Origin of the sequence: Variovorax paradoxus (assembly GCF_040544635.1) — a bacterium.
GTDB classification, from domain to species: Bacteria; Pseudomonadota; Gammaproteobacteria; order Burkholderiales; family Burkholderiaceae_C; genus Variovorax; species Variovorax paradoxus_R.
The window spans coordinates 57,153-82,686 of sequence record NZ_JBEPKJ010000004.1 but is presented as its reverse complement, the minus strand read 5'-3'; the positions used below and the strand labels follow the sequence as shown (position 1 = coordinate 82,686).

The 25,534-nt window shown below is 64.2% G+C and carries 24 protein-coding genes; 12 read left to right on the top strand and 12 right to left on the bottom strand.

Features of this window, described 5'->3' with window-relative positions; genetic code table 11:
* Window positions 1–15: 15 nt before the first annotated feature.
* A complete protein-coding gene (locus ABIC94_RS08085) occupies window positions 16–2,346 on the bottom strand; it encodes a xanthine dehydrogenase family protein molybdopterin-binding subunit (protein ID WP_354372505.1) in 2,331 nt (776 codons plus the stop codon).
* Between the two features lie 245 nt (window positions 2,347–2,591).
* On the opposite strand from ABIC94_RS08085, the gene aat reads away from it, so the two are divergent.
* Genes aat through ABIC94_RS08070 form a run of 3 tightly spaced genes read left to right on the top strand, consistent with a single transcriptional unit; the run spans window position 2,592 to window position 4,966 of the window.
* Complete coding sequence (gene aat, locus ABIC94_RS08080) at window positions 2,592–3,347, top strand: leucyl/phenylalanyl-tRNA--protein transferase (protein WP_354372767.1); 756 nt, start codon at window positions 2,592–2,594, stop codon at window positions 3,345–3,347.
* A complete protein-coding gene (locus ABIC94_RS08075; protein ID WP_354372504.1) occupies window positions 3,344–4,093 on the top strand; it encodes an arginyltransferase in 750 nt (249 codons plus the stop codon). Before aat ends, ABIC94_RS08075 begins: the two co-directional genes overlap by 4 nt.
* 30 nt (window positions 4,094–4,123) lie before the next feature.
* Window positions 4,124–4,966, top strand: coding sequence for an IclR family transcriptional regulator (locus ABIC94_RS08070; protein ID WP_354372503.1), 843 nt, complete (start codon window positions 4,124–4,126; stop codon window positions 4,964–4,966).
* A 76-nt stretch (window positions 4,967–5,042) separates the two neighbouring features.
* Here the strand turns inward: ABIC94_RS08070 and ABIC94_RS08065 are convergent, their stop codons facing one another.
* The 8 genes from ABIC94_RS08065 to ABIC94_RS08030 form a co-directional block, all read right to left on the bottom strand.
* Window positions 5,043–6,245 carry a serine hydrolase gene (locus ABIC94_RS08065; protein WP_354372502.1) on the bottom strand — a complete coding sequence of 401 codons (1,203 nt, stop codon included), beginning with the start codon at window positions 6,243–6,245 and terminating at the stop codon, window positions 5,043–5,045.
* A gap of 114 nt (window positions 6,246–6,359) precedes the next feature.
* Window positions 6,360–7,898 carry a 2-isopropylmalate synthase gene (locus ABIC94_RS08060; protein ID WP_354372501.1) on the bottom strand — a complete coding sequence of 513 codons (1,539 nt, stop codon included), beginning with the start codon at window positions 7,896–7,898 and terminating at the stop codon, window positions 6,360–6,362.
* 60 nt (window positions 7,899–7,958) lie between these two features.
* Window positions 7,959–9,662, bottom strand: coding sequence for a 2-isopropylmalate synthase (gene leuA / locus ABIC94_RS08055; protein WP_354372500.1), 1,704 nt, complete (start codon window positions 9,660–9,662; stop codon window positions 7,959–7,961).
* Window positions 9,663–9,847: 185 nt separating this feature from the next.
* Window positions 9,848–10,672, bottom strand: coding sequence for a CDP-diacylglycerol--serine O-phosphatidyltransferase (pssA, locus tag ABIC94_RS08050; RefSeq protein WP_354372499.1), 825 nt, complete (start codon window positions 10,670–10,672; stop codon window positions 9,848–9,850).
* Between the two features lie 184 nt (window positions 10,673–10,856).
* Entirely contained in the window at window positions 10,857–11,873 is a 1,017-nt protein-coding gene (ilvC, locus tag ABIC94_RS08045) for a ketol-acid reductoisomerase (protein WP_093019123.1), read from the bottom strand.
* A gap of 53 nt (window positions 11,874–11,926) precedes the next feature.
* Window positions 11,927–12,190, bottom strand: coding sequence for a DUF4282 domain-containing protein (locus ABIC94_RS08040; RefSeq protein WP_157613688.1), 264 nt, complete (start codon window positions 12,188–12,190; stop codon window positions 11,927–11,929).
* A gap of 55 nt (window positions 12,191–12,245) precedes the next feature.
* Window positions 12,246–12,737: an acetolactate synthase small subunit gene (gene ilvN / locus ABIC94_RS08035; protein WP_215247057.1), complete on the bottom strand. Its 492-nt coding sequence runs from the start codon at window positions 12,735–12,737 to the stop codon at window positions 12,246–12,248.
* Window positions 12,738–12,848: 111 nt separating this feature from the next.
* Window positions 12,849–14,633 (bottom strand): acetolactate synthase 3 catalytic subunit, encoded by a 1,785-nt coding sequence (locus tag ABIC94_RS08030; RefSeq protein WP_354372498.1) that lies wholly within the window; start codon window positions 14,631–14,633, stop codon window positions 12,849–12,851.
* A 283-nt stretch (window positions 14,634–14,916) separates the two neighbouring features.
* On the opposite strand from ABIC94_RS08030, the gene ABIC94_RS08025 reads away from it, so the two are divergent.
* From ABIC94_RS08025 to ABIC94_RS08000, 6 genes are read left to right on the top strand one after another with little or no spacing between them, the layout of a single operon-like run.
* A complete protein-coding gene (locus tag ABIC94_RS08025) occupies window positions 14,917–15,483 on the top strand; it encodes an RNA polymerase sigma factor (protein WP_093019119.1) in 567 nt (188 codons plus the stop codon).
* A complete protein-coding gene (locus ABIC94_RS08020) occupies window positions 15,480–15,902 on the top strand; it encodes a DUF3619 family protein (RefSeq protein WP_354372497.1) in 423 nt (140 codons plus the stop codon). Before ABIC94_RS08025 ends, ABIC94_RS08020 begins: the two co-directional genes overlap by 4 nt.
* Window positions 15,903–15,920: 18 nt before the next feature.
* Window positions 15,921–16,823, top strand: a complete 903-nt coding sequence (locus ABIC94_RS08015; protein WP_354372496.1) for a DUF3106 domain-containing protein — start codon at window positions 15,921–15,923, stop codon at window positions 16,821–16,823.
* A gap of 11 nt (window positions 16,824–16,834) precedes the next feature.
* Entirely contained in the window at window positions 16,835–17,404 is a 570-nt protein-coding gene (locus ABIC94_RS08010; protein WP_354372495.1) for an RDD family protein, read from the top strand.
* Window positions 17,401–17,808 carry a diacylglycerol kinase gene (locus ABIC94_RS08005; protein ID WP_354372494.1) on the top strand — a complete coding sequence of 136 codons (408 nt, stop codon included), beginning with the start codon at window positions 17,401–17,403 and terminating at the stop codon, window positions 17,806–17,808. Before ABIC94_RS08010 ends, ABIC94_RS08005 begins: the two co-directional genes overlap by 4 nt.
* Window positions 17,809–17,839: 31 nt before the next feature.
* Complete coding sequence (locus ABIC94_RS08000; protein WP_354372493.1) at window positions 17,840–18,430, top strand: TIGR00730 family Rossman fold protein; 591 nt, start codon at window positions 17,840–17,842, stop codon at window positions 18,428–18,430.
* 29 nt (window positions 18,431–18,459) lie between these two features.
* Here the strand turns inward: ABIC94_RS08000 and ABIC94_RS07995 are convergent, their stop codons facing one another.
* Both ABIC94_RS07995 and ABIC94_RS07990 read right to left on the bottom strand, forming a co-directional pair.
* Window positions 18,460–18,798 (bottom strand): P-II family nitrogen regulator, encoded by a 339-nt coding sequence (locus ABIC94_RS07995; protein WP_126746480.1) that lies wholly within the window; start codon window positions 18,796–18,798, stop codon window positions 18,460–18,462.
* Window positions 18,795–20,498, bottom strand: coding sequence for an NAD+ synthase (locus ABIC94_RS07990; protein ID WP_354372492.1), 1,704 nt, complete (start codon window positions 20,496–20,498; stop codon window positions 18,795–18,797). The genes ABIC94_RS07995 and ABIC94_RS07990 overlap by 4 nt, the downstream gene beginning before the upstream one ends.
* A 19-nt stretch (window positions 20,499–20,517) precedes the next feature.
* Between ABIC94_RS07990 and ABIC94_RS07985 the strand changes: the two genes are divergently transcribed.
* Together ABIC94_RS07985 and ABIC94_RS07980 are read left to right on the top strand one after the other, a co-directional pair.
* Window positions 20,518–21,699, top strand: coding sequence for a GNAT family N-acetyltransferase (locus tag ABIC94_RS07985; RefSeq protein WP_354372491.1), 1,182 nt, complete (start codon window positions 20,518–20,520; stop codon window positions 21,697–21,699).
* Window positions 21,700–21,779: 80 nt separating this feature from the next.
* Window positions 21,780–22,532, top strand: coding sequence for a hypothetical protein (locus ABIC94_RS07980; protein ID WP_354372490.1), 753 nt, complete (start codon window positions 21,780–21,782; stop codon window positions 22,530–22,532).
* 39 nt (window positions 22,533–22,571) lie between these two features.
* Here the strand turns inward: ABIC94_RS07980 and ppa are convergent, their stop codons facing one another.
* Complete coding sequence (ppa, locus tag ABIC94_RS07975; RefSeq protein WP_021007095.1) at window positions 22,572–23,099, bottom strand: inorganic diphosphatase; 528 nt, start codon at window positions 23,097–23,099, stop codon at window positions 22,572–22,574.
* Between the two features lie 254 nt (window positions 23,100–23,353).
* Here ppa and ABIC94_RS07970 point away from each other — a divergent pair, with 254 nt between their 5' ends.
* Window positions 23,354–25,528 (top strand): sodium-translocating pyrophosphatase, encoded by a 2,175-nt coding sequence (locus ABIC94_RS07970; RefSeq protein WP_354372489.1) that lies wholly within the window; start codon window positions 23,354–23,356, stop codon window positions 25,526–25,528.
* Window positions 25,529–25,534 lie beyond the last annotated feature (6 nt).

The following is a 25,534-nucleotide window of genomic DNA, read 5'->3' as shown; positions in this document are numbered from 1 at the left end:
CGGGGGGTTTGAAGATCAATCCACCGTGTGCATGGCCTGCCACACACGCGCCGGACTCAGCGGCATGTGCAGGTGCGGCGCGCTGGCCGCAAAGCCGTTGCGCGCAAAGGCGTCGGCCACCGCGTTGACGATGGTCGGCGTGGCACCGATGGTGCCCAGCTCGCCCACCCCTTTCACGCCCAGCGGGTTGTTGATGCAGGGCGTCGACTCGTCCATCTCCATGTGGAACATGGTTTGCACGATATCGGCGCGAGGTGCGGCGTAGTCCATGAGGCTGCCGGTGACGGGCTGGCCGGTTTCGTTGTCGTACACCACCTGCTCGTACAGCGCCTGGCCGATGCCTTGCACCGCGCCGCCTTCGAGCTGGCCGCGCACGATCATCGGGTTGATCACGCGGCCCACGTCGTTGACCGAGCTGTAGGCCACCACGCTGATCTCGCCGGTCGGCGGATCGATTTCGATCTCGCAGATGTGGCAGCCGTTGGGCCAGGTCGGGCCAGCCACGGTGCTGGTGGAGTCGACGAAGATTTCGCGACCGGGCTGCTTGTCCGCCAGGGCGAACAGGTCGAGCTCGAGATCGGTGCCGGCCACGTTGAACACGCCGCGGCTGTAGATGATGTCGTCGACGGAGGCTTCGAATTCCTGCGCCGCGAGCTCGCGTGCCTTGCCGATGGTGCGCTCGGCGCCGATGCGCACGGCCGAGCCGCCGGTGAACAGCGAGCGCGAACCGGCGCTGCCGAAGCCGTCGCCGCGGTCGGTGTCGCCGAGCACCACGCGCACCTTCTCGATCGGCACGCCGAAGGCATCGACCGCCAGCTGCGCCAGCGAGGTGGCAATGCCCTGCCCCATGGCGTTGACGGCGGAGAACACCTCGATCACGCCATCGGCCTGTACCGAGACCGTGACACGCTCCTCGAACACGTTGCCGCCCGTCCATTCCAGAAAGGTGGCAATGCCCAGGCCGCGGTGTTTGCCCTGCCGTGTCGACTCGGCTGCGCGGGCCTCGAAACCCTGCCAGTCGGCCAGCGCCAGGGCCTGGTCCATCACCGACTCGAACTTGCCGGTGTCGTAGGTCTGCGCCATCGGGTTCTTGTAGGGCATCTGCTCGGGGCGGATGAAGTTGCGGCGGCGCAGCGCGACGCGGTCGATGCCGGTCTGGCGCGCGGCCTCGTCCATCAACCGCTCGATGGTGAAGATCGCCTCGGGCCGGCCTGCGCCGCGGTAGGCGCCGGTGGGTGCGGTGTTGGTGAGCACCGCCTTGAAATGGAAGTCGATGGTCTGGATGTCGTAGACGCTGGTCTGCACCCAGGGGCCGATCAGCAGCTGGATCGCAACGCCGGTGCCGGTGGCATAGGCGCCCACGTTGGCCAGCGTCTTGATGCGCAGCGCAAGGATCTTTCCGTCGGCATCGAGCGCGAGTTCGGCCCTGGCCTCGATGTCCCGGCCGTGCGCGCTGGAAAGAAATTCTTCGCTGCGCTCGGCCACCCACTTCACGGGGCGCTTGACCTGCAGCGCGGCAAAAGCGATGGCAATGTCTTCGGGATAGGCGCCGGTCTTCATGCCGAACCCGCCGCCGACGTCGCCCACCACCACGCGCACCTTTTCCTTCGCAAGGCCGATGGCGGCGCAGACCGAGTCGCGCACGCCCGAGGGCATTTGCGTGCTCATGCGGATGGTGAGGCGGTCGGATTCGCCGTCATAGGCCGCGAGCACCGAACGCGGCTCGATGGTCAGCGCAACGACGCGTTGATTGACCACGTCGAGCGCGACCACATGGCTGGCCTTGGCAAAGGCTGCCGTCGCGGCATCGCTGCTGCCGTGCTTCATTTCGGCGGCGATGTTGCCGGTGGCCTCGTTGCACAGCTGCGGCGCGCCGTCGGCGGTGGCGCTGGCGAGGTCGACCACCATCGGGAGCTCGTCGTAGTCGACCATCACGGCCTCGGCGGCATCGCGTGCCTGCTGGACTGTTTCGGCCACCACCGCCGCCACCGCCTCGCCGACGAAGCGCACTCGCTCGTGCGCCATGGCAAAACGCGGCGGGCTGGCACAGTCGCTGCCGTCGGCACGCTTGAAACCGGCGGCGCCGGGCATCGGCTGGACGCCCGCTTCGACCAGTTCGGCACCGGTAATCACGCGCAGCACGCCGGGCATGGCCGCGGCGGCGGCCGTGTCGACCGACACGATGCGCGCATGCGGATAAGGAGACCGGAGGAAGACGAGATGCGTCTGGCCAGGGAGGGTGACGTCGTCCGTGTAGCGGCCTGCGCCGGCCAGCAGGCTCTCGTCTTCGAGGCGGCGAACCGCCTGGCCGCTGCCGAAACGCGTGGGGTTGGATTCAGTGGTCAACGTGGTCCTCTTGGGCTGGCCCCCCGCAAGGCAACGCCGGCCTGGCGGGTCCGCTATGGGTCTGTGGAGTGCGTCTTCCGTTGCAAACGGACGACGCAAGACTATATGGGCTCCCGATATTCCTGTGCGCTTTTGCATGCAGGAGCCTGTGGCTTGCGGACAGCAATCGTTTGCAAACCGCCGGAGAGCGGCCATTTTCCCCCATCCGGATGAAGCTCGCCGCGAAGCCGTGTATACCTATGGCTATGCAACAACTGCCCTGGCTCGAACCCGGCGACGCACTGCCCGACCCCGCATCCGCCTGGGGTGAGGCCGACCCCGTACCTGGCCTGCTTGCGGCCGGCGGGGCACTCGATGTCGACACCCTGATGCAGGCCTATGGCCGATGCGTGTTTCCGTGGTTCAGCGAAGACCAGCCGATTCTCTGGTGGAGCCCGGACCCGCGCATGGTGTTGCAGGTGGCCGACTTCAAGCTTCACAGATCGCTGCGCAAGACCCTGGCCCGTTTCGCGCAGACGCCGGGCTGCGAAGTGCGTATCGACCACGACTTTGCCGCGGTCATCACGGCCTGCTCGCAGTCGCCGCGCATCGGGCAGTCGGGTACATGGATCGTGCCTGACATGGTGAACGCCTACCTGGCGCTGCACCGGGCCGGCCACGCGCACAGCGTGGAAACCTGGATCGACGGCGAGCTTGCGGGCGGCCTCTACTGCGTGGGGCTGGGGCGCGCGGTTTTCGGCGAATCGATGTTCACTCGCCGCCCGGATGCCTCGAAGATCGCCCTGGCGGCCTTGGTGTGCCTGTGCCGCCATTTCCAGGTGAAGACGATCGATTGCCAGCAAAACACCTCTCACCTCGCGAGCCTGGGCGCACGCGAAATGTCGCGCAAGAGCTTCGTGGCGCACGTGGCCAAGGCCCGGGAACAACAGGGGCCACGATGGCATTTCGAGCCCGTATACTGGAAAGAACTCCTTTCCACGCGGCCTTCTCAATCGACGTGACGCACCTCAAGGATCTTCCGCTTCACACGCTGCAGTTCTACGCGACGGCGCCCTATCCCTGCAGCTACCTGCCCGATCGCCAGGCCCGGTCGCAGGTGGCTACGCCCAGCCACCTGATCCACAACGACGCCTACTCGGACCTGGTGCTCAGCGGCTTCCGGCGCAGCGGAATGTTCACCTACAGGCCCTACTGCGACGGCTGCCGCGCCTGCATACCGCTGCGCGTGCTCGTCAACGGTTTTCAGCCCAGCCGCAGCCAGCGCCGGGCTGTCAAACAGCACAAGGACCTGCACGCGCGCGTCCTCAAGCTGTGCTTCGTGCCCGAGCACTACCAGCTCTATCTTCGCTACCAGAATGGCCGCCACGCCGGCGGCGGCATGGACCACGACAGCATCGACCAGTACACCCAGTTCCTGCTGCAGAGCCGGGTCAATTCGAGACTGGTCGAGTTCCGCGAGACGCTGCCCGACGGCAGTGCGGGCGCATTGAAGATGGTCTCGATCCTCGACGTGCTGAATGACGGCATTTCAGCTGTCTACACGTTCTACGAACCGGAGGACAGCGCGGGGTACGGCACCTACAGCGTGCTCTGGCAAATCGAGCAGGCCCGCAAGCTCGGGCTGCCGCACGTCTATCTGGGTTACTGGATCGAAGGCAGCGCCAAGATGAACTACAAGGCGCGCTTCGCCCCCCACGAAGTCCTGATCGACGGGCACTGGCAGGCGCCAAACGATTTCACAAGGTAAAATGGCGCTCGGTCCATACCGCATCGCGCCATGAGAAAAAACCAATCCGACGTTCCTGCCGTTCCAGTCATTCAGGTGATCGAGCGCATGTTCGCGCTCATCGACGTGCTCGCCTCCCGCGAGGAGGCCATTTCGCTGAAGGAAATCAGCGAGAAGACGGGACTGCACCCCTCCACCACGCACCGGATTCTTAACGACCTGGCGGTCGGCCGCTTCGTCGACCGGCCCGAGGCCGGCAGCTACCGGCTCGGCATGCGGCTGCTGGAGCTCGGCAACCTCGTCAAGGGCCGGCTCAACGTGCGCGATGCCGCCCTGGGGCCGATGCGCGAGCTGCACAAGCTCACCCAGCAGCCGGTCAACCTCAGCATGCGGCAGGGCGACGAAATCGTTTATATCGAGCGCTCGTACAGCGAGCGTTCGGGCATGCAGGTGGTGCGTGCCATCGGCGGCCGTGCCGCATTGCACCTGACTTCGACCGGCAAGCTGTTCCTGGCGGCGGACGATCCGCAACGCGTGCGCAGCTATGCCACGCGAACCGGCCTGGCGGGCCACACGCGCAACAGCATTACCCAGTTACCGGCACTGGAACGCGAATTGTCGAAAGCACGCCAATACGGCATTGCGCGCGACAACGAGGAACTGGAGCTGGGGGTGCGCTGCATGGCCGCCGGCATCTACGACGACCAGGGCAAGCTGGTGGCGGGGCTGTCGATTTCCGCGCCGGCAGACCGACTCGACGAAGGATGGCTGCCCAAGCTGCAGGCCACGGCCAATGAAATCTCCGGGGCACTTGGCTACAAGGACGCGACCGGCGCTGCACCCATCGGGTCTGCAGCCAGCGCAAACGACAGCGGCTCTTCAGCGACCGCCTGAGCAGCGGTACGGGGATCAGAGCCCCTCTATTGCGCCTCTCGAACAGCCCTTCTCAGGGCTGTTCGTTCGTTTGTGTTCAGCCAGCGACCTGGTACGCCGCGTTGCTGCGCGACGCGGCCGGCGAACCCGTGGAAGCATGCGTAGCCTCGACCCAGCGGCGAACACGTTCGGCGTCGGCAATGCGGCTGAATTTGCCGGCCGAATCCAGGAACACCATGATCAGCTTGCGCCCGGCCACCTTGGCCTGCATCACGAGGCACTGGCCGGCTTCGGAGATATAGCCCGTCTTCTGCAGGCCGATTTCCCAGTCCGGGCTCTTCACGAGACGGTTGGTGGTGTTGAACTGCAGCACGCGATTGCCAACTTCGACCTGGTATTCAGGCGAGGTCGAAAGCGAGCGCACGGTGGCGTCCGAATAAGCGGCATTGACGAGCAGTGCCAGGTCTTGCGCGCTCGACTGGTTGCGGCTCGACAGGCCGGTGGGCTCCACGTAGCGCGTGTCCTTCATGCCCAGCATCTTTGCCTTGGCGTTCATGATGCTCACGAAGGTTGCAAGACCACCCGGGTAGGTACGGCCAAGCGCATGCGCTGCGCGGTTTTCGCTCGACATCAGGGCCAGGTGCAAGAGCTCGCCGCGTGCGAGCGTGGTGCCCACCGTCAGCCGCGAACGGCTGCCCTTTTCGGTATCGACGTCGTCCTGGGTGATGGTGATCAGCTCGTCGTTCGGAAGATGGGCTTCGCTGATGAGCAAGCCGGTCATCAGCTTGGTGAGCGATGCAATCGGGAGCACCGCATGGTCATTCTTGCTGAACAACACTTCGTGCGTGTCCTGGTCGATCACGAGCGCAACGCTCGATTTCAGGTCGAGCACGTCCTCGGCTCCGTGCAAGCCGGCCAACTGGCCGAACGACTGGCGTGCCGGCGTTTCGACACGAACGACCGAGCGGCGTTGCACGGCAACCACGGTCTTGCCGTTTTTCTGGCGGATGCTGGCCACTACATTGCGGCCACCGCGAACGACCTTTTCGCTTCGATCGGCCTTGCTGCCGCGCTTGGCGACAACGGCAGCGCGCGGCGCCTTGGCCGAACGCTTGACTTCCACTGGCACGGGTCCTGCGGCCTTCTTGGCCGTGGACGTCTTGGCGACAGTTGTTTTTTCCTTCTTGGCGGCCTGTGCACCGGACAGCAAAAACGCCGTGGCGCAGAGCGCGACGGCGACGAATTTGACTGCGGGCAAGAACCGCTGGCTGGAAACTCGGCGGGGGCGGGTTTCGGGCATTAATAAATCTCCAGCGGCAAAATGAGAACCGCAGTGTATCCAAATCAAAAAAGACACGCAATATCAGTTACTTGCGTCCTTTTCTTCAATCGAATCCAAGGATCACTCGTAAACCTAACCTTGTGCCGCCACTCTCTCAGCTTGGCTCTGTAACTTGTTGAGCGCACTCAAATAAGCTTTAGCCGATGCGACCACGATGTCGGGGTCCGCACCTACTCCATTCACCACCCGCCCTGCATTTTGTAACCGAACTGTAACTTCTCCTTGGCTTTCTGTCGAGCCACTGATGGCATTAACCGAGTAAAGCACCATCTCCGCGCCACTTTTTACAAGCGATTCGATGGCCTTCAGAGAAGCATCAACCGGGCCATTGCCGTCGGATTCACCGGTGACTTCCTTGCCCTGAACGGTAAAAACGACCTTGGCCTGGGGGCGCTCGCCGGTTTCGCTGTGCTGCGAAAGCGAGACAAAAGCAAACTGTTCATCAACGTGCGCCAGTTCCTCGGCGCTGACGAGCGCAAGGATGTCCTCGTCGAAAATTTCGGACTTGCGATCGGCCAGTTCCTTGAAGCGCAGGAAAGCGGCGTTGATGTCGGCCTCGCTGCCCATCGTCACGCCGAGGTCCTGCAGGCGCTGCTTGAACGCGTTGCGCCCGCTGAGCTTGCCGAGCACGATCTTGTTGGCGGCCCAGCCCACGTCTTCGGCACGCATGATCTCGTAGGTGTCGCGCGCCTTGAGCACGCCGTCCTGGTGAATGCCAGAGGCATGCGCGAAAGCGTTGGCCCCCACCACGGCCTTGTTGGGCTGGACCACGAAGCCCGTGGTCTGGCTCACCATGCGGCTCGCGGCCACGATGTGCGTGGTGTCGATGTTGAGGTCCAGGCCGAAATAGTCCCTGCGGGTCTTCACGGCCATGACGACTTCTTCGAGCGAACAGTTGCCCGCACGCTCGCCCAGCCCGTTGATGGTGCACTCGACCTGTCGTGCGCCGCCGATCTTCACGCCCGCCAGCGAATTGGCCACGGCCATGCCGAGGTCGTTGTGGCAATGCACAGACCAGACCGCCTTGTCGCTGTTGGGCACGCGCTCGCGCAGCATCTTGATGAAGTTGCCGTAGAGCTCGGGAATGGCGTAGCCCACGGTGTCGGGCACGTTGATGGTGGTGGCGCCCTCGTTGATCACGGTTTCGAGCACACGGCAGAGAAAGTCAGGGTCGCTGCGGTAGCCGTCTTCGGGGCTGAACTCCACGTCGGCCACGAGGTTGCGCGCAAAGCGCACGGCGAGCCTGGCTTGCTCATGCACCTCGTCGGGCGACATGCGCAGCTTCTTTTCCATGTGAAGCGGCGAGGTTGCGATGAACGTATGGATGCGCCCGCGCGCCGCGCCCTTGAGCGCTTCGGCCGCGCGCGAAATGTCGCGGTCGTTGGCGCGCGAGAGGCCGCATATCGTCGAGTCTTTGATGGCGTTCGCAATGGCCCGGACGGCTTCGAAATCGCCGTTCGAGCTGGCGGGAAAACCGGCCTCGATGACGTCGACCTTGAGCCGCTCGAGCTGCTTGGCGATGCGCAGCTTCTCGTCGCGCGTCATCGAAGCGCCGGGCGATTGCTCGCCGTCGCGCAAGGTGGTGTCGAAAATAATGAGTTGGTCGGTCATCGTGGACTCCTTTGTTCCTTTTGGTCGTTTCGCACCTTGCGCGTACGGCGGCGGACAGCGTCAGGCGAGCTCAACCACCGATTGTGCGCTGTGCGCGCCCCGGCCCCGCGCGCGCTGCACGCCCGAGACAATGGCCTTGAGCGATGCCGAGATCACGTCCGCATCGATGCCGACGCCGAACAGCGTCTGGGCTTCGTCCACGCGCAGCTCGAGGTACGCCACCGACTTGGCATCGGCGCCCGCGCCGATCGCATGCTGGTGATAGTCCATCACGCGCACGGTGTGGCCCGTGGCCTTGCAGAGGGCCTGCGTGAAGGCGTCGATCGGCCCGTTGCCGCGGCCTTCGATGGCGCGGATTTCACCGTTCCATGGCAGGTTGCCGCGCAGCACCACGGAGGCGCTGGCGCCCTCGCCTTCTTCCTCGAGCACGCGGTGCTGCAACGAGTGCGCGGCCTCGATGCCGTATTCGCGCACGAACAGCTGCCAGAGGTCGGCCGCGGTGAGCTCCTTGCCGGCCACGTCCATCACGCGCTGCACGGTCTGCATGAACTCCATCTGCAGGCGACGCGGCATCTCGAGGCCGTACTCGCTCTCGAGCAGGTAGGCCATGCCGCCCTTGCCCGACTGGCTGTTGACGCGAATCACGGCCTCGTAGCTGCGGCCCACATCCTTCGGATCGATGGGCAGGTACGGCATGTCCCAGATGTCGCCCTCCTTGCGGGCTGCAAAGGCCTTCTTGATCGCATCCTGGTGCGAGCCGGAGAACGAGGTGTACACGAGGTCGCCGACATACGGATGGCGCGGATGCACCGGGATCTGATTGCAGTGCTCGACCGTCGCGCGGATCTCGTCGATGTTCGAGAAGTCGAGCTCGGGCGAAACGCCTTGCGTGTAGAGGTTGAGCGCAACGTTCACGAGGTCGAGGTTGCCGGTGCGCTCACCGTTGCCGAAGAGGCAGCCTTCGATGCGCTCGGCGCCCGCCATCAACGCCAGCTCGCCGGCTGCGGTGCCCGTGCCGCGGTCGTTGTGCGGATGCACGCACAGCACGATGGAATCGCGCCGCGCCAGGTTGCGGTGCATCCACTCGATCATGTCGGCAAAGATGTTCGGCGTGGAATGCTCGACCGTGGTGGGCAGGTTGACGATGCACTTGTGCTCGGGCGTCGGCGCCCAGACCGCCGTGACCGCATCGACCACGCGCTTGGAGAACACCACGTCGGTGCCCGAGAACATTTCGGGCGAGTACTGAAAGGTCCACTTCGTGGCCGGCTGCTTCGCAGCAAACTCGTTGAACATGCGCGCATGGCTGCTGGCCAGCTCGACGATCTGGTCTTCGTCCATGCCGAGCACCACGCGGCGCATCACCGGGGCAACCGCGTTGTAGAGGTGAACGATGGCGCGCGGCGCGCCTTGCAGCGATTCGAAGGTGCGCGCAATGAGGTGGTCGCGCGCCTGCGTCAGCACCTGGATCGTCACGTCGTCGGGAATGCGGTCTTCCTCGATCAGCTTGCGCACGAAGTCGAATTCGATTTGCGAGGCGGAGGGAAAGCCGATTTCGATTTCCTTGAAGCCGATGGACACGAGCGTCTCGAACATGCGCATCTTGCGGGCAATGTCCATCGGTTCGACCAGCGCCTGGTTGCCATCACGCAGATCCGTCGACAGCCAGATCGGAGCCTTGGTCAGCACGGCATCGGGCCAGGTGCGGTCCTTGAGGCCGATCGGGGCGAATGCGCGGTATTTGGCTTGAGGTTGCTTGAGCATGTCGATTTCTCTGTGATGGTTGGTAATCAACCAGCAACCCCAAAAACAAACGGCCCGTTGCTGGTGCGAACGGGCCGTGGTGAGGGATTTGCGCGTGCGCTACCGTCTCCGCCCGTGAGGGAGGGCTAGTAGGGCCAGCTGCGAAATCTTGGTCATGAGGATTGCGAATGTAGCACAAGCCGCCGTCAGTTATGCAAGCCCCGCTCGTCCGGCTCTTCGGTCGAGGTGCTGATCACGCTCGCCTGCTGGCCCTTGGCCTTGCGCCACGCGTAGACCACGTAGCCGCTCAGGCCATAGGCCACGAACAGGCCGAACAGCACCGTGGGCGGATGGATGTTGATGACCGCAATGCCCAGGGCAATCAGCACGATCACCACGAAGGGCACGCTCTTTTTCATCTGCACGTCCTTGAAGCTGTAGAACGGCGCATTGGTGACCATCGAAAGTCCGGCATAGAGCGTGAATGCAAAGGTGATCCACGTGATCTGCGTCCACGAGAGATACAGCACCTCGCCGCCCCGTTTGCCCCATTCGGTCATGAGCCAGATGAACCCGGCCACCAGAGCCGCCGCGGCCGGCGACGGAAGCCCCTGGAACCAGCGCTTGTCGACCACCCCGGTGTTGACGTTGAAGCGTGCAAGCCGCAGTGCCGCGCAGGCGCAATACACAAAAGCCGCGATCCAGCCCCAGCGGCCCAGGCCCTTGAGCGACCACTCGTACGCGATGAGTGCCGGCGCAGCGCCGAAAGACACCATGTCGGACAACGAGTCCATCTGCTCGCCGAACGCGCTTTGCGTGTTGGTCATGCGGGCCACGCGGCCGTCCAGGCTGTCGAGAACCATGGCGGCAAACACGCCGAGCGCCGCGAGATCGAAGCGCCCGTTCATTGCCATCACGACCGAATAGAAGCCGCCGAACAACGCGGCGAGCGTGAACAGGTTCGGCAGGATGTAGATGCCCTTGCGGCGCTTGCGCGGCGGCACCTCGTCGGGAACCGTGTCGTCATGCATTGAATTTGCCTCCGTCCCTCATGGGCACTGCGCGAACAGCTATCCATTCGATAGCATCTTGATCTGTAAATCGCATGGGTTCGCAGTGTAGTTCAGGGGCGTGGCTCGCCCCGTCATGAAAAAAGGCCACCCCAGCGGGTGGCCCTCGGGAAACGGGCGCCGCGGCGCCCACTTCGTTTGCGGATCAGTTGCGGGTCTGGTCGACGAGCTTGTTCTTCTTGATCCACGGCATCATCGCGCGCAGCTTTTCGCCGACGACTTCGATCTGATGCTCCGAGTTCAGGCGGCGGCGGCTGATGAGCGTCGGTGCGCCGGCAGCGTTTTCCAGCACGAAGCTCTTGGCGTATTCGCCGGTCTGGATGTCCTTCAGCACTTGCTTCATGACCTTCTTGGTCTCTTCGGTCACGATGCGCGGGCCCGTGACGTACTCGCCGTATTCGGCGTTGTTCGAGATCGAGTAGTTCATGTTGGCGATGCCGCCTTCATAGATCAGGTCGACGATCAGTTTGAGCTCGTGCAGGCATTCGAAGTACGCCATTTCGGGCGCATAGCCGGCTTCCACCAGCGTTTCGAAACCAGCCTTGATCAGCTCGACAGTACCGCCGCACAGAACCGCTTGTTCGCCGAACAGGTCGGTTTCGGTTTCTTCGCGGAAGTTGGTCTCGATGATGCCGGCCTTGCCGCCGCCGTTGGCGGTGGCGTAGCTCAGCGCGAGGTCACGCGCCTTGCCGGTCTTGTCCTGGTGCACGGCCACGAGGTGGGGCACGCCGCCGCCTTGCGTGTAGGTGCTGCGAACGGTGTGGCCAGGGGCCTTGGGAGCCACCATCCACACGTCGAGGTCGGCGCGCGGCTGCACGAAACCGTAGTGCACGTTGAAGCCGTGCGCGAAGACGAGCGAAGCGCCTTCCTTGATGTTCGGGGCAACGTCGTTCTTGTAGACGTTGGCGATCTGCTCGTCGGGCAGCAGGATCATGACCACGTCGGCGGCCTTCACGGCGTCGGCCACTTCGGCGACCTTCAGGCCAGCCTTCTCGACCTTGGGCCACGAGGCTCCGCCCTTGCGCAGGCCGACCACGACCTTGACGCCGCTGTCGTTCAGGTTCTGCGCATGCGCATGACCTTGCGACCCGTAACCGATGATTGCGACCGTCTTGCCCTTGATGAGGCTGAGGTCGGCGTCCTTGTCGTAGTAAACCTTCATGATGCGTCTTTCCTATTTAATCTCGAGCACCCCCAGGGCGGGGGTGCGTTCACTCACAGTTGGCCGGAGGGATTCCGGTCCTTCATTTGATGGTTGATGGACACGAGGTTGTCGTGAATGCGGAACAGCAGGATCAGCAGCTCGCTGTAGACGCGAACCATGATCGCGCCGAAAACGAGGATGCCGATGGCAGCGAGGAAGCGCCCCTGGAACAACGAAACGACCGTTGCGGCGAGCACGCCCAGCAACCCGAGGAAGTACAGAATCCGAATGATGATCGGGGTCACCATCTTCTCGAAACCCAGCAAGTCTTGCATTACCTTCTCCTCATGTGTTGGTTTAGAACATTGGAACTGAGGGGATCTTCACCCCCTACACGCGCAGGATGCGCTCGCCGCGCCCGATGCCGCTGGCACCGGTGCGGACAGTCTCGAGGATAGCGCTACGGTCGATTGCTTCCAAGAAAGCATCGTTCTTGCCGTGGTCGCCGGTGAGTTCGATGGTGTAGCTCTTGTCGGTGACGTCGATGATGCGGCCGCGAAAGATCTCGGCCATGCGCATCATTTCTTCGCGTTCCTTGCCGACTGCACGCACCTTCACCATCATGAGTTCGCGCTCTGTGTAGGCACCTTCGGTCAGGTCGACGACCTTGACCACTTCGATCAGGCGGTTCAGGTGCTTGGTGATCTGCTCGATCACTTCGTCGGAGCCGGCGGTGACGATGGTCATCCGCGAAAGGCTCGCGTCTTCGGTGGGTGCGACGGTCAGCGACTCGATGTTGTAGCCGCGGGCCGAGAAAAGGCCCACCACGCGGGAAAGAGCACCCGGCTCGTTTTCCAGCAGCACTGCAATGATGTGTTTCATGTTTGCGCGACTCCTCTTTTCGCCGCCCTCCCCCGTGCACGGTAATGCGCGGGCTTGGCGGGCAATAGATTCGTCGTCAGTAAAGAGTTTTAAAAGCGAATGCGCCGACGATCAGAGATCTTCGGAACCCAACAGCATTTCGGTGATGCCCATGCCGGCCTTGACCATCGGGAACACGTTCTCGGTGGGGTCGGTGCGGAAATCCATGAACACCGTGCGGTCCTTGAGCTTGCGTGCTTCGCGCAGCGCCGGCTCGACGTCTTGTGGACGCTCGATCAGCATGCCGACGTGGCCGTAGGCCTCGGCGAGCTTCACGAAATTGGGGAGCGCATCCATGTAGCTGTGGCTGTAGCGGCCGGAGTATTCGATCTCCTGCCACTGGCGCACCATGCCCAGGTAGCGGTTGTTGAGCGAGCAGATCTTGATCGGCGTGTTGTACTGCAGGCAGGTGGAGAGTTCCTGGATGCACATCTGCACCGAGCCTTCGCCGGTGATGGTGAACACTTCCGAGTCGGGCTTGGCGAGCTTGATGCCCATGGCGTACGGAATACCGACGCCCATCGTGCCCAGGCCGCCCGAGTTGATCCAGCGGCGCGGCTCGTCGAAGCGGTAGTACTGCGCGGCCCACATCTGGTGCTGGCCGACGTCCGACGTGATGTACGTGTCGGCGTCCTTGGTCATGTTCCAGAGGGTTTCGACCACGTACTGCGGCTTGATGACGTCCTTGTTGTCGCGGTCGTACTTGAGGCAGTCGCGCGAGCGCCAGGCCTCGATGGTCTTCCACCAGTCGGACAGCGCGCCGGCGTCGGGCTTGGTGGTGCTTTCGCGGATCATCGAGATCAGTTCGGTGAGCACGTCCTTCACGTCGCCGACGATCGGAATGTCGACCTTCACGCGCTTGGAGATGCTCGACGGGTCGATGTCGACGTGGATGATCTTGCGTTCGTTCTGCGCGAAGTGCTTCGGGTTGCCGATCACGCGGTCGTCGAAACGCGCGCCCACGGCCAGCAGCACGTCGCAGTTCTGCATCGCGTTGTTGGCTTCGATGGTGCCGTGCATGCCCAGCATGCCCAGGAACTTGCGGTCGCTCGCCGGGTAGGCGCCCAGGCCCATCAGCGTGTTGGTAACCGGGTAGCCGAGCATGTCGACCAGCGTGCGCAGTTCGTTGCAGGCGTTGCCCAGCAGCACACCGCCGCCGGTGTAGATGTACGGGCGCTTGGCATTCAGCAGGAGATGCAGCGCCTTGCGGATCTGGCCGCCGTGGCCCTTGCGCACCGGGTTGTACGAGCGCATCTCGACCTTGTCGGGATAGCCGGCGTACGGGGTCTTCTTGAAGGAGACGTCCTTGGGCACGTCCACCACCACCGGGCCCGGACGGCCGCTGCGTGCGATGTGGAAGGCCTTTTTCATCGTCATGGCCAGATCCTTGGGATCCTTGACGAGGAAGTTGTGCTTCACGATGGGGCGGGTAATGCCCACGGTGTCGCATTCCTGGAAGGCGTCGAGGCCGATGGCCGCGGTGGGTACCTGGCCCGAGATGATCACCATCGGGATCGAGTCCATGTACGCGGTCGCGATGCCGGTGACCGCATTGGTCAGCCCGGGGCCCGAAGTGACCAGCGCCACGCCGACTTCGCCGGTGGCTCGCGCATAGCCGTCGGCCGCGTGGACGGCTGCCTGCTCGTGACGCACCAGCACGTGCTGGATGGTGTCCTGCTTGTAGAACGCGTCGTAGATGTACAGAACCGCGCCACCCGGGTAGCCCCAGATGTACTGGACGCCTTCGGCCTGCAGTGCCTTGACCAGCACTTCAGCGCCCATGAGTTCTTGCGTTTGATTGCCGGCGCCAGAGGACGCGGCTGCTGCGGAAGCGAGTTCCGCCTTAGAGATTTCCATGATCAACCTTTGGAGTTTTTTCGGGAACGAAAAACCTTGGGTGCCCCTTGCCAACCCTTGTGGGGTCGCGCCAGGACTTGAGGCCAAAGCCATGAGCGGACTGATGTTCCGCCGGACCGTGACCCGTTTGCCTTTTGACTTGCGATGCGAATTATGACATTGATGGACCAGCCTCCGCGCGAAAACCGCCACGAAAAGGCAGGAAGGCATAATCCCCGACGGAAAACATAAGCGCTTCCAGACACTCCATTCCCCACGCGGCGCCCGCGGCGCCCCCTCTCGCTTGGCCACTGAACAAGAACTTTCCGACTTTCTGAAAAGCGTCGAACGACGCGCTTTCAAGCGCTCGGTCTACCACGTGCGGGACGAGGAAGCGGCCCTCGACATCGTGCAGGACAGCATGATGAAGCTGGCGCAGCACTACGGCGACAAGCCGCCGGAAGAGCTGCCGATGCTGTTCCAGCGCATTCTTTCGAACTGCACGCTCGACTGGTTTCGCCGGCAAAAAACCCGGCGCGCCCTGTTTTCGAACCTGGGCGACTTCGAAGCCGCCGGCGACGACGGCGATTTCGATCTTCTGGAGAACTTCGTCTCTCCAACCGACTCTAGGGAAACGGAGAGCGCCGAGGACACGACCCGACGCGCCCAGGTCTTCCACGAGATCGAAGAACAGATCGCAGCTTTGCCGGGTCGTCAACGCGAGGCTTTCCTGATGCGTTACTGGGAAGAAATGGATGTGGCGGAGACGGCCGCTGCAATGGGCTGCTCCGAAGGCAGCGTCAAAACCCATTGTTCGCGGGCCGTACACGCCCTGAGCAAGGCACTCAAAGCCAAGGGAATTTCGCTATGAACACTAAGGTTCCAACCTCTTCTTTTGCCGTCGAAGACCAATTCGGCCAGCGTGTGGCTGCGCGGCTGTCGGCCGGCACCCAGGAGCTGCCGCATGACATCGGCGAGCGGCTGCGCGTGGCGCGGGCGCAGGCCGTCGCGGTGCGCAAGCAGGCTCCCCAGTTGCGTGCAGCCTCGACGGTCATCCAGTCCGGCAACGTGGCCACGATGGGCGGCAACTGGTGGACCCGCATCGGTTCGGTGGTTCCGCTGATCGCGCTGGTCGCCGGGCTGATCACCATCAGCGTGCTGCAGGACGAAGACCGCGCCAGCGAGCTGGCCGATGTCGACTCCGCCCTGCTGACCGACGACCTGCCTCCGGCCGCCTACACCGACCCCGGGTTCGCCCAGTTTCTCAAGTCGGATGGCGCGTCCGACTGAGTCCTGACGAACGAACGAATGCAACGCCCCTCCGTTTTCCGCACTTCCACGCCCCGACCGATGTGCCCGCAAACGCCGGGCGCAGTCAATTGGGCGGGTGCACTCGCCGTGGCGGTGCTCGGACTGGCCGGCCTGACGGGGCCGGCACCGGCCAGCGCCCAACCACGCGCCGAGCCGCTCAAGTCGGCCGTCGATACCGCGCAGGGTGCACCGGGATCCGCCTCGCACCCCTCCGCCTCGAAAGTTGCTTCGGCAACCAAGCCGTATTGGAGCGAACTCACCGCTGAGCAGCAACAGGCGCTGCAGCCGCTCGCGGCGCATTGGCATACCTTGGGCACGGGGCACAAGCGCAAATGGCTGGCACTGTCACGCAACTACGCGAACATGTCGGCCGATGACCGAACAACCCTGCACAGCCGCATGATCGAATGGGCAGCCCTGAGCAACCAGCAGCGGGCCCAGGCTCGCCTCAACTTCGCAGAAGTCAAGAGCCTGCCCGCCGACGAACGCAAGGCCAAATGGGAGCAGTACCAGGCGCTGAGCGAAGAAGAAAAGCGCCGACTGGCGGAGCGTGCCCCCACCAAACCGCGCGGCGCCGCCGTTCCGGTGCGCCCTGTTCCCGCCCAAAAACTGGTCACGGTTCCGGCGGTGACCCCCACCGGCCAGCACACGCCGCGCATTCTGCTGGCGCCGCCTGTCTCGGCGGCCGCATCGGCTACACCATCCGCGGCCGTCATGGTGGCGCCACCGCCCGAGCGGGTTCCAGGCATCGTGTCCATCCTTCCCTCTCCTGCCTCCTCCGGCACGGCGTCGCCGCCGGTTCCACCCGAAGCGCAGGTGCCGACGCCTTCGGCCTCGCCATCCGGCTCCGCGCCTTCCGCTGCGGCGGGACGCCCGACCGAGCAGTCCTCGCCCCCCTGAACAAGATTTCGATGGTTTCCCCTTCTCCCGAAGTTTCGGAATCGAATTCCCCTTCCTCTCCCGCAGATTCTTCGACCAGCGCTCCTCTTTCGATAGTGCCCGGTCTGTGGCGGCGCATGGCGTGCTGGCTCTATGAGGGCATGCTGCTGTTTGCGGTGGCCATGATGTCGGCCTGGCTGTTCAGCGCGCTCAGTCAGATGCGCAACGCCATGGACGACACGCGTCGCCCGCTGCTGCTTGCCTATCTCTTCGTGGTGTTCGGCGTCTACTTCGTCTGGTTCTGGTCCAAGGGCCAGACGCTGGGCATGAAAACCTGGAACATTCGAATCGTGGACAAACAAGGCCGCCCAGTCACCCAACCGCGGGCCTTCCTGCGCTACGTACTGAGTTGGGTCTGGCTGCTGCCACCGCTGGCGTTGCACCCATTGCTGGGCGTGCCGGTGGTCGAGACGCTGGTCCTGCTGTTCGGCTGGATCGCCGTCTGGGCATTGCTGGCCCGCTTCCATCCCGAGCGCCAGTTCTGGCATGACGCCTGGGCCGGCACGCGGCTCATCACCTCCAAGCCCATGAGCCGCCAATGAGTGCCTTGCCCAAGCTCCCCGATCCCGCCGTCAATCCGCAGAAGGCTCGCAAGGGCTTCGAGCGGGTGTGGCACGCAACCCTGATTTCGCTGCACGGCCTTCGCGCCGGCTGGAGCGAGCCGGCCTTCCGCCAGGAAGCCGTCATGGCCATCGTGATGATTCCGGCCGCCTTCTGGCTGGGCCGCAGCTGGGTCGAAGTGGCCCTGCTCGCCGGCAGCGCCATTCTGGTGATGATCGTCGAGCTGCTCAACACGGCAGTCGAAGCCGCCATCGACCGCATCGGCCCCGAATGGCACGACCTTTCCAAGCGCGCCAAGGACATGGGCAGCGCCGCCGTGCTGCTGTCGCTCACCCTTTGCGGAGGCATCTGGCTGGCCGCGCTGTGGCAGCACTTCGCGTCATGAAAGCGCCCGCCGCACGAGGCATGATGGCGGCATGAATCCTGAATTTTCGATCTGTGTTTATTGCGGCTCGCGCCCCGGCGAGCGGGCTGAGTTTTCCAAGGCTGCGGAAGCGGTCGGCCAGTGGATCGGCCAGCATCGCGGCCAACTGGTTTACGGCGGCGGGCGCACCGGGCTGATGGGCACCGTGGCCGAAGCCACCCGCAACGCCGGCGGCCGGGTGGTTGGCATCATTCCCAAGGCGCTGGTCGACCGGGAACTGGCCAATACGCTTTGCGACGAACTCCATGTGGTCGACACCATGCATGAGCGCAAGGCCATGATGGGCGAGCGCGCCGACGCCTTCATCGCCCTTCCGGGCGGCATCGGCACCTTCGAGGAACTGTTCGAGATCTGGACCTGGCGCCAGCTCGGCTACCACGACAAGCCGACCGGTATTCTGAATACCGCCGGCTACTACGACGGCCTGCTGGGCTTCCTGGCGCACAGCGTGCGCGAAGGCTTCATGGGCGAGTGGCAGATGGGGCTGATTCGCACCGGCACCAACCCCACCGAACTGCTCACCGCGCTGCGCGCCGAAGTGCCGCTCCACCCCCGCGACGACCGCCTGGCTGAAAACCTCTAGTCAGCCTCGGCAAGGCCGGTGGGGGCCCTTTAAACAGCGTTTTCGTTCTCTTCGCCGGTGCGGATGCGCACGATGCGCTCTACTTCCGTGACGAAGATCTTCCCGTCGCCGATCTTGCCGGTGCGCGCGGAATTGACGATGGCTTCGATGCAGCGCTCCACGTCGCCCTCGTTGACGACCACTTCGACCTTCATCTTCGGCAGGAAGTCGACCACGTATTCCGCACCACGATAGAGCTCCGTGTGCCCCTTCTGGCGCCCGAAGCCCTTGACTTCGGTCACGGTCAGGCCGGTGACACCCACTTCGGCCAAGGCTTCGCGCACGTCCTCGAGCTTGAAGGGTTTGACGATGGCGGTGATCTGCTTCATGGTTTTTGCGCTCCGGCGGTTTCGTTGAATTTGCTGGTGATAGGGTAACGCCAATCTTTGCCGAAGCTGCGATGGGTGACCCGAATGCCCACTGGCGCCTGGCGCCGTTTGTATTCATTGATCTTGATGAGCCGCGCAACCCGCTCGACCACCGCGCGTTCGTAACCCGCCGCAATGATCTCGTCGATGCCCTCATCGTCCTGCATGTAGCGTGCCAGGATGCCGTCGAGGATGTCGTACGGCGGCAGGCTGTCCTGGTCGGTCTGGTCGGGCCGCAATTCGGCGCTGGGCGGCCGCGTGATGATGCGTTCGGGAATCGGCGAGGCGCCGGTGCCGTATGGGTCGTGGGCATTGCGCCATCGGGCCAGCGCGAACACGGTGGTCTTCAGCAGGTCCTTGATGACCGCGAAGCCCCCGGCCATGTCGCCATACAGCGTGCAATAACCCGTGGCCATTTCGCTCTTGTTGCCGGTGGTGAGAACAATCGAGCCGAACTTGTTCGACAGCGCCATCAGGAGCGTGCCGCGGATGCGGGCCTGGAGGTTTTCCTCGGTCGTGTCTTCGGGCAGCCCCTTGAACTCTTCGGCCAGCGCGCCCTTGAACGATTCGAAGGTGTGCTTGATCGAGATTTCGTCGTACCGCACACCCAGGCGGGTTGCCATCTCGCGCGCGTCGATCCAGCTGATGTCGGCCGTGTAAGGCGAAGGCATCATCACGGCGCGCACCTTGTCTTTGCCGAGCGCATCGACCGCAATCGCCAGCACCAATGCGGAATCGATGCCGCCCGAGAGCCCCAGGATGGCTCCGGGAAAGCCGTTCTTGCCGATGTAGTCCCGCACGCCCAGTACCAGTGCATCCCACAATTGGGCTCCGGCATCGCGCGGCGGCGCGACCGCTTCCGGCTCAGCCACGAAGCCGATGCCTGCGCCGCCTTGCGACGGGCGCTCCAGCTGCATGAAAACCAAGCTCTCCTTGAAACTCTCGGCCTGCATGGCCAAGGCGCCATCAGCCTGCAGCGCGAACGACGCACCGTCGAAAACCACTTCGTCCTGCCCGCCGACCAGATGCGCATAGACCAGCGGCAGGTCCACTGCGCGGGCGCGGTCGGCCATTCGCGCCACGCGCTCGCCCTCCTTGCCGACGTGGTACGGCGAGGCGTTGATGACGGCCAGCAGTTCGGCACCCGCGGCGCGGGCCAGTTCGGCCGGCTCGTCGAACCACGCGTCTTCGCAAATCAGCACGCCCACCGAGACGCCGCCGGCCTCGAACACGCAGGTGCCCTGCCCCGGCGTGAAATAGCGGCGCTCGTCGAACACCTGGTAGTTCGGCAGTTCGCGCTTGGCGTAGGTCTCCAGGATGCGGCCCTCCTTGAGGACGCTGGCGGCGTTGTAGCGCATCTGCACCGCCACCGAGCGGCTGCGCAGGCTGCCGCCCGTCGGATGCCCCACCACCACGACCATGTCTTTGAGATCGGCCAGCGCGGCGGCAATGCCTTTCACGGCATCATCGCAAGCTTCGGTGAAGGCGGGACGCAGGAAAAGATCCTCTGCCGCATAGCCGGCAATCGAGAGTTCGGGCGTCAGCAGAAGACGCGCACCCTTTGCATGGGCCTGGCGCGCGGCATCGACGATTTTTTTCGCGTTGCCGGCGAGGTCGCCCACCACAAAATTGAGTTGCGCGATGGCGAGCTTGAGCGTCATACGGAAGGAAGAAAAAGGCTTGAACGATTATGTCATTCGGGTGATGGCGTCGCTGTCGGACCTGGGCCCGAACGCATGGAACGCGCTGCTCGCCGCCGAGGCCGAACCGTCGCCTTTCATGCGCTACGAATACCTCGCGGCGCTCCATGAGAGCGGCAGCGCGTCGCCCGAAAGCGGATGGACGCCGCAGTTCCTCACGCTTTGGTGCGGAGACGATCTGCGGGCGGCCTGCCCGGTCTACATCAAGACCCACTCCTATGGCGAATACGTCTTCGACTGGGCCTGGGCCAATGCCTACGAGCAGCACGGGCTTGCCTACTACCCCAAGGCGGTGGTGGCGGTGCCGTTCACGCCGGTGCCTGGCGCACGGCTGTTGGCCCGCGATGCGCAAAGCCGCACGCTGCTGGTGCAGGCTTTGCTGGCCTGGTGCAAAACGCAAGAACTCTCGTCGTTGCATTTGCTGTTCGGCGCCGAGGCCGACATTGCCGCCTGCACCGAAGCGGGCCTGATGCTGCGCAACACGGTGCAGTTTCACTGGACGAATGCAGCCCCGGCCAGGCTTGATGGAACAGCCGGCTACGTGGATTTCGAATCCTTTCTCGCCAGCCTCTCCCATGACAAGCGCAAGAAAATCCGCCAGGAGCGCCGCAAGGTGGCCGACGCGGGCGTGACCTTTCGCTGGTCGCGCGGCCCCGACATCGCATCATCGGACTGGGACTTTTTCTACCGCTGCTATGCACGCACCTATCGCGAGCATGGCAATCCGCCGTACCTTTCGCGCGACTTCTTCCAGCGCATGGCCGACACCATGCCCGAAGCCTGGCTGCTGTTCGTCGCCGAACGCGAGGGCAAGCCCATTGCCACGAGTTTGATCGCGCTGTCCACCCACGATGACGACGCACTGGTCGCCTACGGCCGCTACTGGGGCGCCCTCGAACGCGTCGATTGCCTGCATTTCGAAGCCTGCTATTACCAGCCGCTGGCCTGGTGCATTGCGCACGGCGCCAGGCGCTTCGAGGGCGGTGCGCAGGGCGAGCACAAGATGGCGCGCGCGCTGATGCCGGTCAAGACCACCAGCGCCCACTGGCTGGCGCACCCGGCGTTCGCCGACGCCGTCGAGCGCTTTCTCGAGCGCGAGGGCGAAGGCATCGAGAACTACATGGACCACCTGGGCGAACGCAGCCCATTCAAGGCAGGCTGAGGCCCAGCGGATTGCGGTCGGTTCGCTGCCATCCGGGGCTGATATAAACGCGCCCAACATCCAACAACAGAAAGAAACCGATGCCATTCGTCGGACTGGGCCTGCACATCCTTATTGCGCTGTTCTTCGCCGTCCATGCGATGCGCCATGGCAAGCAGATGTACTGGCTCATCATCCTGTTCAGCTTTCCGATCCTGGGCAGCATCGTGTATTTCGTGGCCGAGTACCTGCCCGCCTCGCGCATACAGCGCACCGCGGGCAAAGTGGCGAGCGCAGCCATCGGCTTCATCGACCCCGAGCGTGAGTACCGCGCGGCCACCGAGGCCTACGACCTGGCTCCGACGGCGCAGAACAAGCTCCGCCTTGCCCAGGCCGCCTTGAACAAGGGCCAGGCTGCGGACGCGGTCGAGCACTACCGCGACGCCCTGAAGGGTCCGCTTGCATCCGATCCCGAGCTGCAATTCGGCCTCGCCAGTGCCCTGCTCGCGGCTGGCGGCCCGGCCTCCGGCGGCGACGCGCTGCAGGTGATCCAGACTCTGCGCGTCGCGCGCGACGACTACCGCAAGGACGAGGTCGCCGTGCTCGCCGCCCGCGCACTCGCCGCCGATGGCCGCCATGCGGAAGCAGGCGAGGCCTTCGAGGCCGCACTGAACCAATACAACACCGTCGAGGCTCGCGCCCGCTACATCGCCTGGCTGGCCCAGCAGGGCGACACCGCCGGCGCGCAGCGCCGATGGAACGAACTCCAGCAGGCTGCGCGCCACTGGAATTCGCACGCACGCTCCGTCAATCGCGAGTGGATGCGGCTGGCCGGAGACGCGGTGCAGGGCTGAAGCACCTCTGCACGGCGCCCGCCCCTCGAACAGAAGCGATTACTTCTTGTAGGCAGCGATGCCGTCGACGACTTCCTTCTTGGCGGCGTCGATGCCTTCCCAGCCCAGCACCTTGACCCACTTGCCGGCTTCCAGGTCCTTGTAGTGCTCGAAGAAGTGGCTGATGGCCTTCAGGCGCATCGGGTTCACGTCATCCACCGACTTCCAGTGGCTGTAGATCGGCAGCACCTTGTCGGTGGGCACGGCCAGCACCTTGCCGTCCACGCCGGCTTCGTCTTCCATCATCAGGATGCCGAGCGGGCGGCACGGCACCACCACGCCAGGCAGCAGCGGGTACGGTGCAATCACCAGCACGTCGACCGGGTCGCCGTCGCCAGACAGTGTCTGGGGCACGTAGCCGTAGTTGGCCGGGTAGTACATCGCGGTCGTCATGAAGCGGTCGACGAAGATCGCGCCCGATTCCTTGTCGACTTCGTACTTGATCGGGTCGGCGTTCATCGGGATTTCGATCACGACATTGAAGGCGTCGGGAATGTTTTTGCCGGGGGAGACTTTGTCGAAGGACATGACGTTTTCGAGTAGTTGAAAAGTATGAGAGGAGATGGGGACAAACCCGGAGTTTACTTTCCGTGTCACGGCACGATCGCACACGTTCCTGTATTTGCCTGTAAATTGCACCCGTTGGCCAATCGGCTCCGCACTTCGGTGCAGCGAGCTTCGAGGAAGCAACGCGACGGAAAACCTGGGTCCCGTACGCGTTGCGCGCAGGACCCATGCTGTCCGTCTCCACAAGTCACAACGAACGAATGGAGAAGCAAAGCATGATCGGCAACACCCCCCTGATACTCGCCATCGTCTGCGGCCTCGTGGCCGTCGGCTACGGTTTCTGGGCTCGAAGTTGGATTCTCGCCAAGGACCCCGGCAACGCGCGAATGCAGGAAATCGCGGCGGCCATCCAGGCCGGCGCATCGGCCTACCTCGCCAAGCAGTACACCACCATCGCGGTGGTCGGCGTCGTATTGGCCATTCTCATCGGCATCTTTCTCGACGCGACCACGGCCGTCGGCTTCGTGGTGGGCGCAGTGCTTTCGGGCGCCTGCGGCTTCATCGGCATGAATGTGTCGGTGCGCGCCAACGTGCGCACCGCGCAAGCGGCCACGCAAGGCATCGGCCCGGCGCTCGACGTCGCGTTTCGCGGCGGCGCCATCACGGGCATGCTGGTGGTGGGGCTGGGCCTCCTGGGCGTCTCGGTCTTCTACTGGTTTTTGGCGGGTAACGGCAACCTCACGCCGGACCGCAGCCTTTCGGCCATTCTCAATCCGCTGATCGGCTTCGCCTTCGGCTCCTCGCTGATCTCGATCTTCGCGCGGCTGGGCGGCGGCATCTTCACCAAGGGCGCCGACGTGGGTGCCGACCTGGTGGGCAAGGTCGAAGCCGGCATTCCGGAAGACGACCCGCGCAATCCGGCCGTGATTGCGGACAACGTGGGCGACAACGTCGGCGACTGCGCCGGCATGGCGGCCGACCTGTTCGAAACCTACGCCGTCACGCTCATCGCCACCATGGTGCTGGGTGCGCTGATGGTCACGGCGGCGCCGGTCAACGCGGTGCTCTATCCGCTGGCATTGGGCGGCGTGTCGATCATCGCCTCGATCATCGGCTGCTTCTTCGTCAAGGCATCGCCTGGCATGACCAACGTGATGCCGGCGCTCTACAAGGGCCTGGCGGTGGCGGGCGTCCTGTCGCTGATTGCGTTCTGGTTCGTCACGGGCTGGCTCATTCCCGACAACGCCATTGCCCCGAGCGGCAGCCAGCTCAAGCTGTTCGGCGCCTGCTTCGTGGGCTTGGCGCTCACGGCCGCGCTGGTGTGGATCACCGAGTACTACACCGGCACGCAGTACAAGCCGGTGCAGCACATCGCGCAGGCCTCCACCACGGGCCACGGCACCAACATCATCGCGGGCCTCGGGGTCTCGATGCGCTCGACGGCCTGGCCGGTGATCTTCGTCTGCGTTGCCATCATGGCCTCGTACACGCTCGCAGGCCTGTACGGCATTGCGGTGGCCGCTACGGCCATGCTCAGCATGGCGGGCATCGTGGTGGCGCTCGACGCCTACGGCCCCATTACAGACAACGCCGGCGGCATTGCCGAGATGAGCGAGATGCCCGCCAGCGTGCGCGATATCACCGACCCGCTCGACGCGGTCGGCAACACCACCAAGGCCGTGACCAAGGGCTACGCCATCGGTTCGGCCGGCCTCGCCTCGCTGGTGCTGTTTGCCGACTACACCCACAAGCTGGAGAGCTTCGGGCTGAACATCAGCTTCAACCTGAGCGACCCGATGGTGATCGTCGGCCTCTTCATCGGCGGCCTGATTCCCTACCTGTTCGGCGCCATGGCCATGGAAGCCGTGGGCCGCGCAGCCGGCGCGGTGGTCGAGGAAGTGCGCAGGCAGTTCCGCGAAATCCCCGGCATCATGGAAGGCACGGGCAAGCCCGAGTACGGCAAGGCCGTGAGCATGCTGACCGGTGCGGCCATCAAGGAAATGATGATTCCATCGCTGCTGCCGGTGGTGGTGCCGATTCTGGTCGGCCTGCTGCTCGGGCCGAAGGCGCTGGGCGGCCTGCTGATGGGCACCATCGTCACGGGCCTGTTCGTCGCCATCTCGATGTGCACGGGCGGCGGCGCATGGGACAACGCCAAGAAGTACATCGAGGACGGCCACCACGGCGGCAAGGGCTCCGAGGCGCACAAGGCGGCCGTCACCGGCGACACCGTGGGCGACCCCTACAAGGACACGGCCGGCCCGGCTGTGAACCCGCTGATCAAGATCATCAACATCGTTGCGCTGCTGATCGTGCCGCTGGTGGTCAAGTTCCACGGCGGCGATGCGGCGGCGGCCATGCCGCACAAGGTCGAAACGCCCCCTGCCGCAACCGCACCGGCCGCCCCTGCAACGCCGCCGGCAGCGGTTGCTTCAGGCGCCGTGAAATGAAGGTCA

What these genes read in the sequence shown, in the direction of transcription:
- ABIC94_RS07995 (WP_126746480.1), bottom strand. Translation starts at nt 18,798, where the DNA reads ATGAAGCAGATCACCGCCATCGTCAAACCCTTCAAGCTCGAGGACGTG.
- ABIC94_RS08020 (WP_354372497.1), top strand. Translation starts at nt 15,480, where the DNA reads ATGAACACTAAGGTTCCAACCTCTTCTTTTGCCGTCGAAGACCAATTC.
- ABIC94_RS08015 (WP_354372496.1), top strand. Translation starts at nt 15,921, where the DNA reads ATGCAACGCCCCTCCGTTTTCCGCACTTCCACGCCCCGACCGATGTGC.
- ABIC94_RS08030 (WP_354372498.1), bottom strand. Translation starts at nt 14,633, where the DNA reads ATGGAAATCTCTAAGGCGGAACTCGCTTCCGCAGCAGCCGCGTCCTCT.
- ABIC94_RS08060 (WP_354372501.1), bottom strand. Translation starts at nt 7,898, where the DNA reads ATGACCGACCAACTCATTATTTTCGACACCACCTTGCGCGACGGCGAG.
- ABIC94_RS07970 (WP_354372489.1), top strand. Translation starts at nt 23,354, where the DNA reads ATGATCGGCAACACCCCCCTGATACTCGCCATCGTCTGCGGCCTCGTG.
- ABIC94_RS07990 (WP_354372492.1), bottom strand. Translation starts at nt 20,498, where the DNA reads ATGACGCTCAAGCTCGCCATCGCGCAACTCAATTTTGTGGTGGGCGAC.
- ABIC94_RS08040 (WP_157613688.1), bottom strand. Translation starts at nt 12,190, where the DNA reads ATGCAAGACTTGCTGGGTTTCGAGAAGATGGTGACCCCGATCATCATT.
- ABIC94_RS08070 (WP_354372503.1), top strand. Translation starts at nt 4,124, where the DNA reads ATGAGAAAAAACCAATCCGACGTTCCTGCCGTTCCAGTCATTCAGGTG.
- ABIC94_RS08005 (WP_354372494.1), top strand. Translation starts at nt 17,401, where the DNA reads ATGAGTGCCTTGCCCAAGCTCCCCGATCCCGCCGTCAATCCGCAGAAG.
- ABIC94_RS08010 (WP_354372495.1), top strand. Translation starts at nt 16,835, where the DNA reads ATGGTTTCCCCTTCTCCCGAAGTTTCGGAATCGAATTCCCCTTCCTCT.
- leuA (WP_354372500.1), bottom strand. Translation starts at nt 9,662, where the DNA reads ATGCTCAAGCAACCTCAAGCCAAATACCGCGCATTCGCCCCGATCGGC.
- pssA (WP_354372499.1), bottom strand. Translation starts at nt 10,672, where the DNA reads ATGCATGACGACACGGTTCCCGACGAGGTGCCGCCGCGCAAGCGCCGC.
- ABIC94_RS07980 (WP_354372490.1), top strand. Translation starts at nt 21,780, where the DNA reads ATGCCATTCGTCGGACTGGGCCTGCACATCCTTATTGCGCTGTTCTTC.
- ppa (WP_021007095.1), bottom strand. Translation starts at nt 23,099, where the DNA reads ATGTCCTTCGACAAAGTCTCCCCCGGCAAAAACATTCCCGACGCCTTC.
- ABIC94_RS08000 (WP_354372493.1), top strand. Translation starts at nt 17,840, where the DNA reads ATGAATCCTGAATTTTCGATCTGTGTTTATTGCGGCTCGCGCCCCGGC.
- ilvN (WP_215247057.1), bottom strand. Translation starts at nt 12,737, where the DNA reads ATGAAACACATCATTGCAGTGCTGCTGGAAAACGAGCCGGGTGCTCTT.
- ABIC94_RS08065 (WP_354372502.1), bottom strand. Translation starts at nt 6,245, where the DNA reads ATGCCCGAAACCCGCCCCCGCCGAGTTTCCAGCCAGCGGTTCTTGCCC.
- ilvC (WP_093019123.1), bottom strand. Translation starts at nt 11,873, where the DNA reads ATGAAGGTTTACTACGACAAGGACGCCGACCTCAGCCTCATCAAGGGC.
- aat (WP_354372767.1), top strand. Translation starts at nt 2,592, where the DNA reads ATGCAACAACTGCCCTGGCTCGAACCCGGCGACGCACTGCCCGACCCC.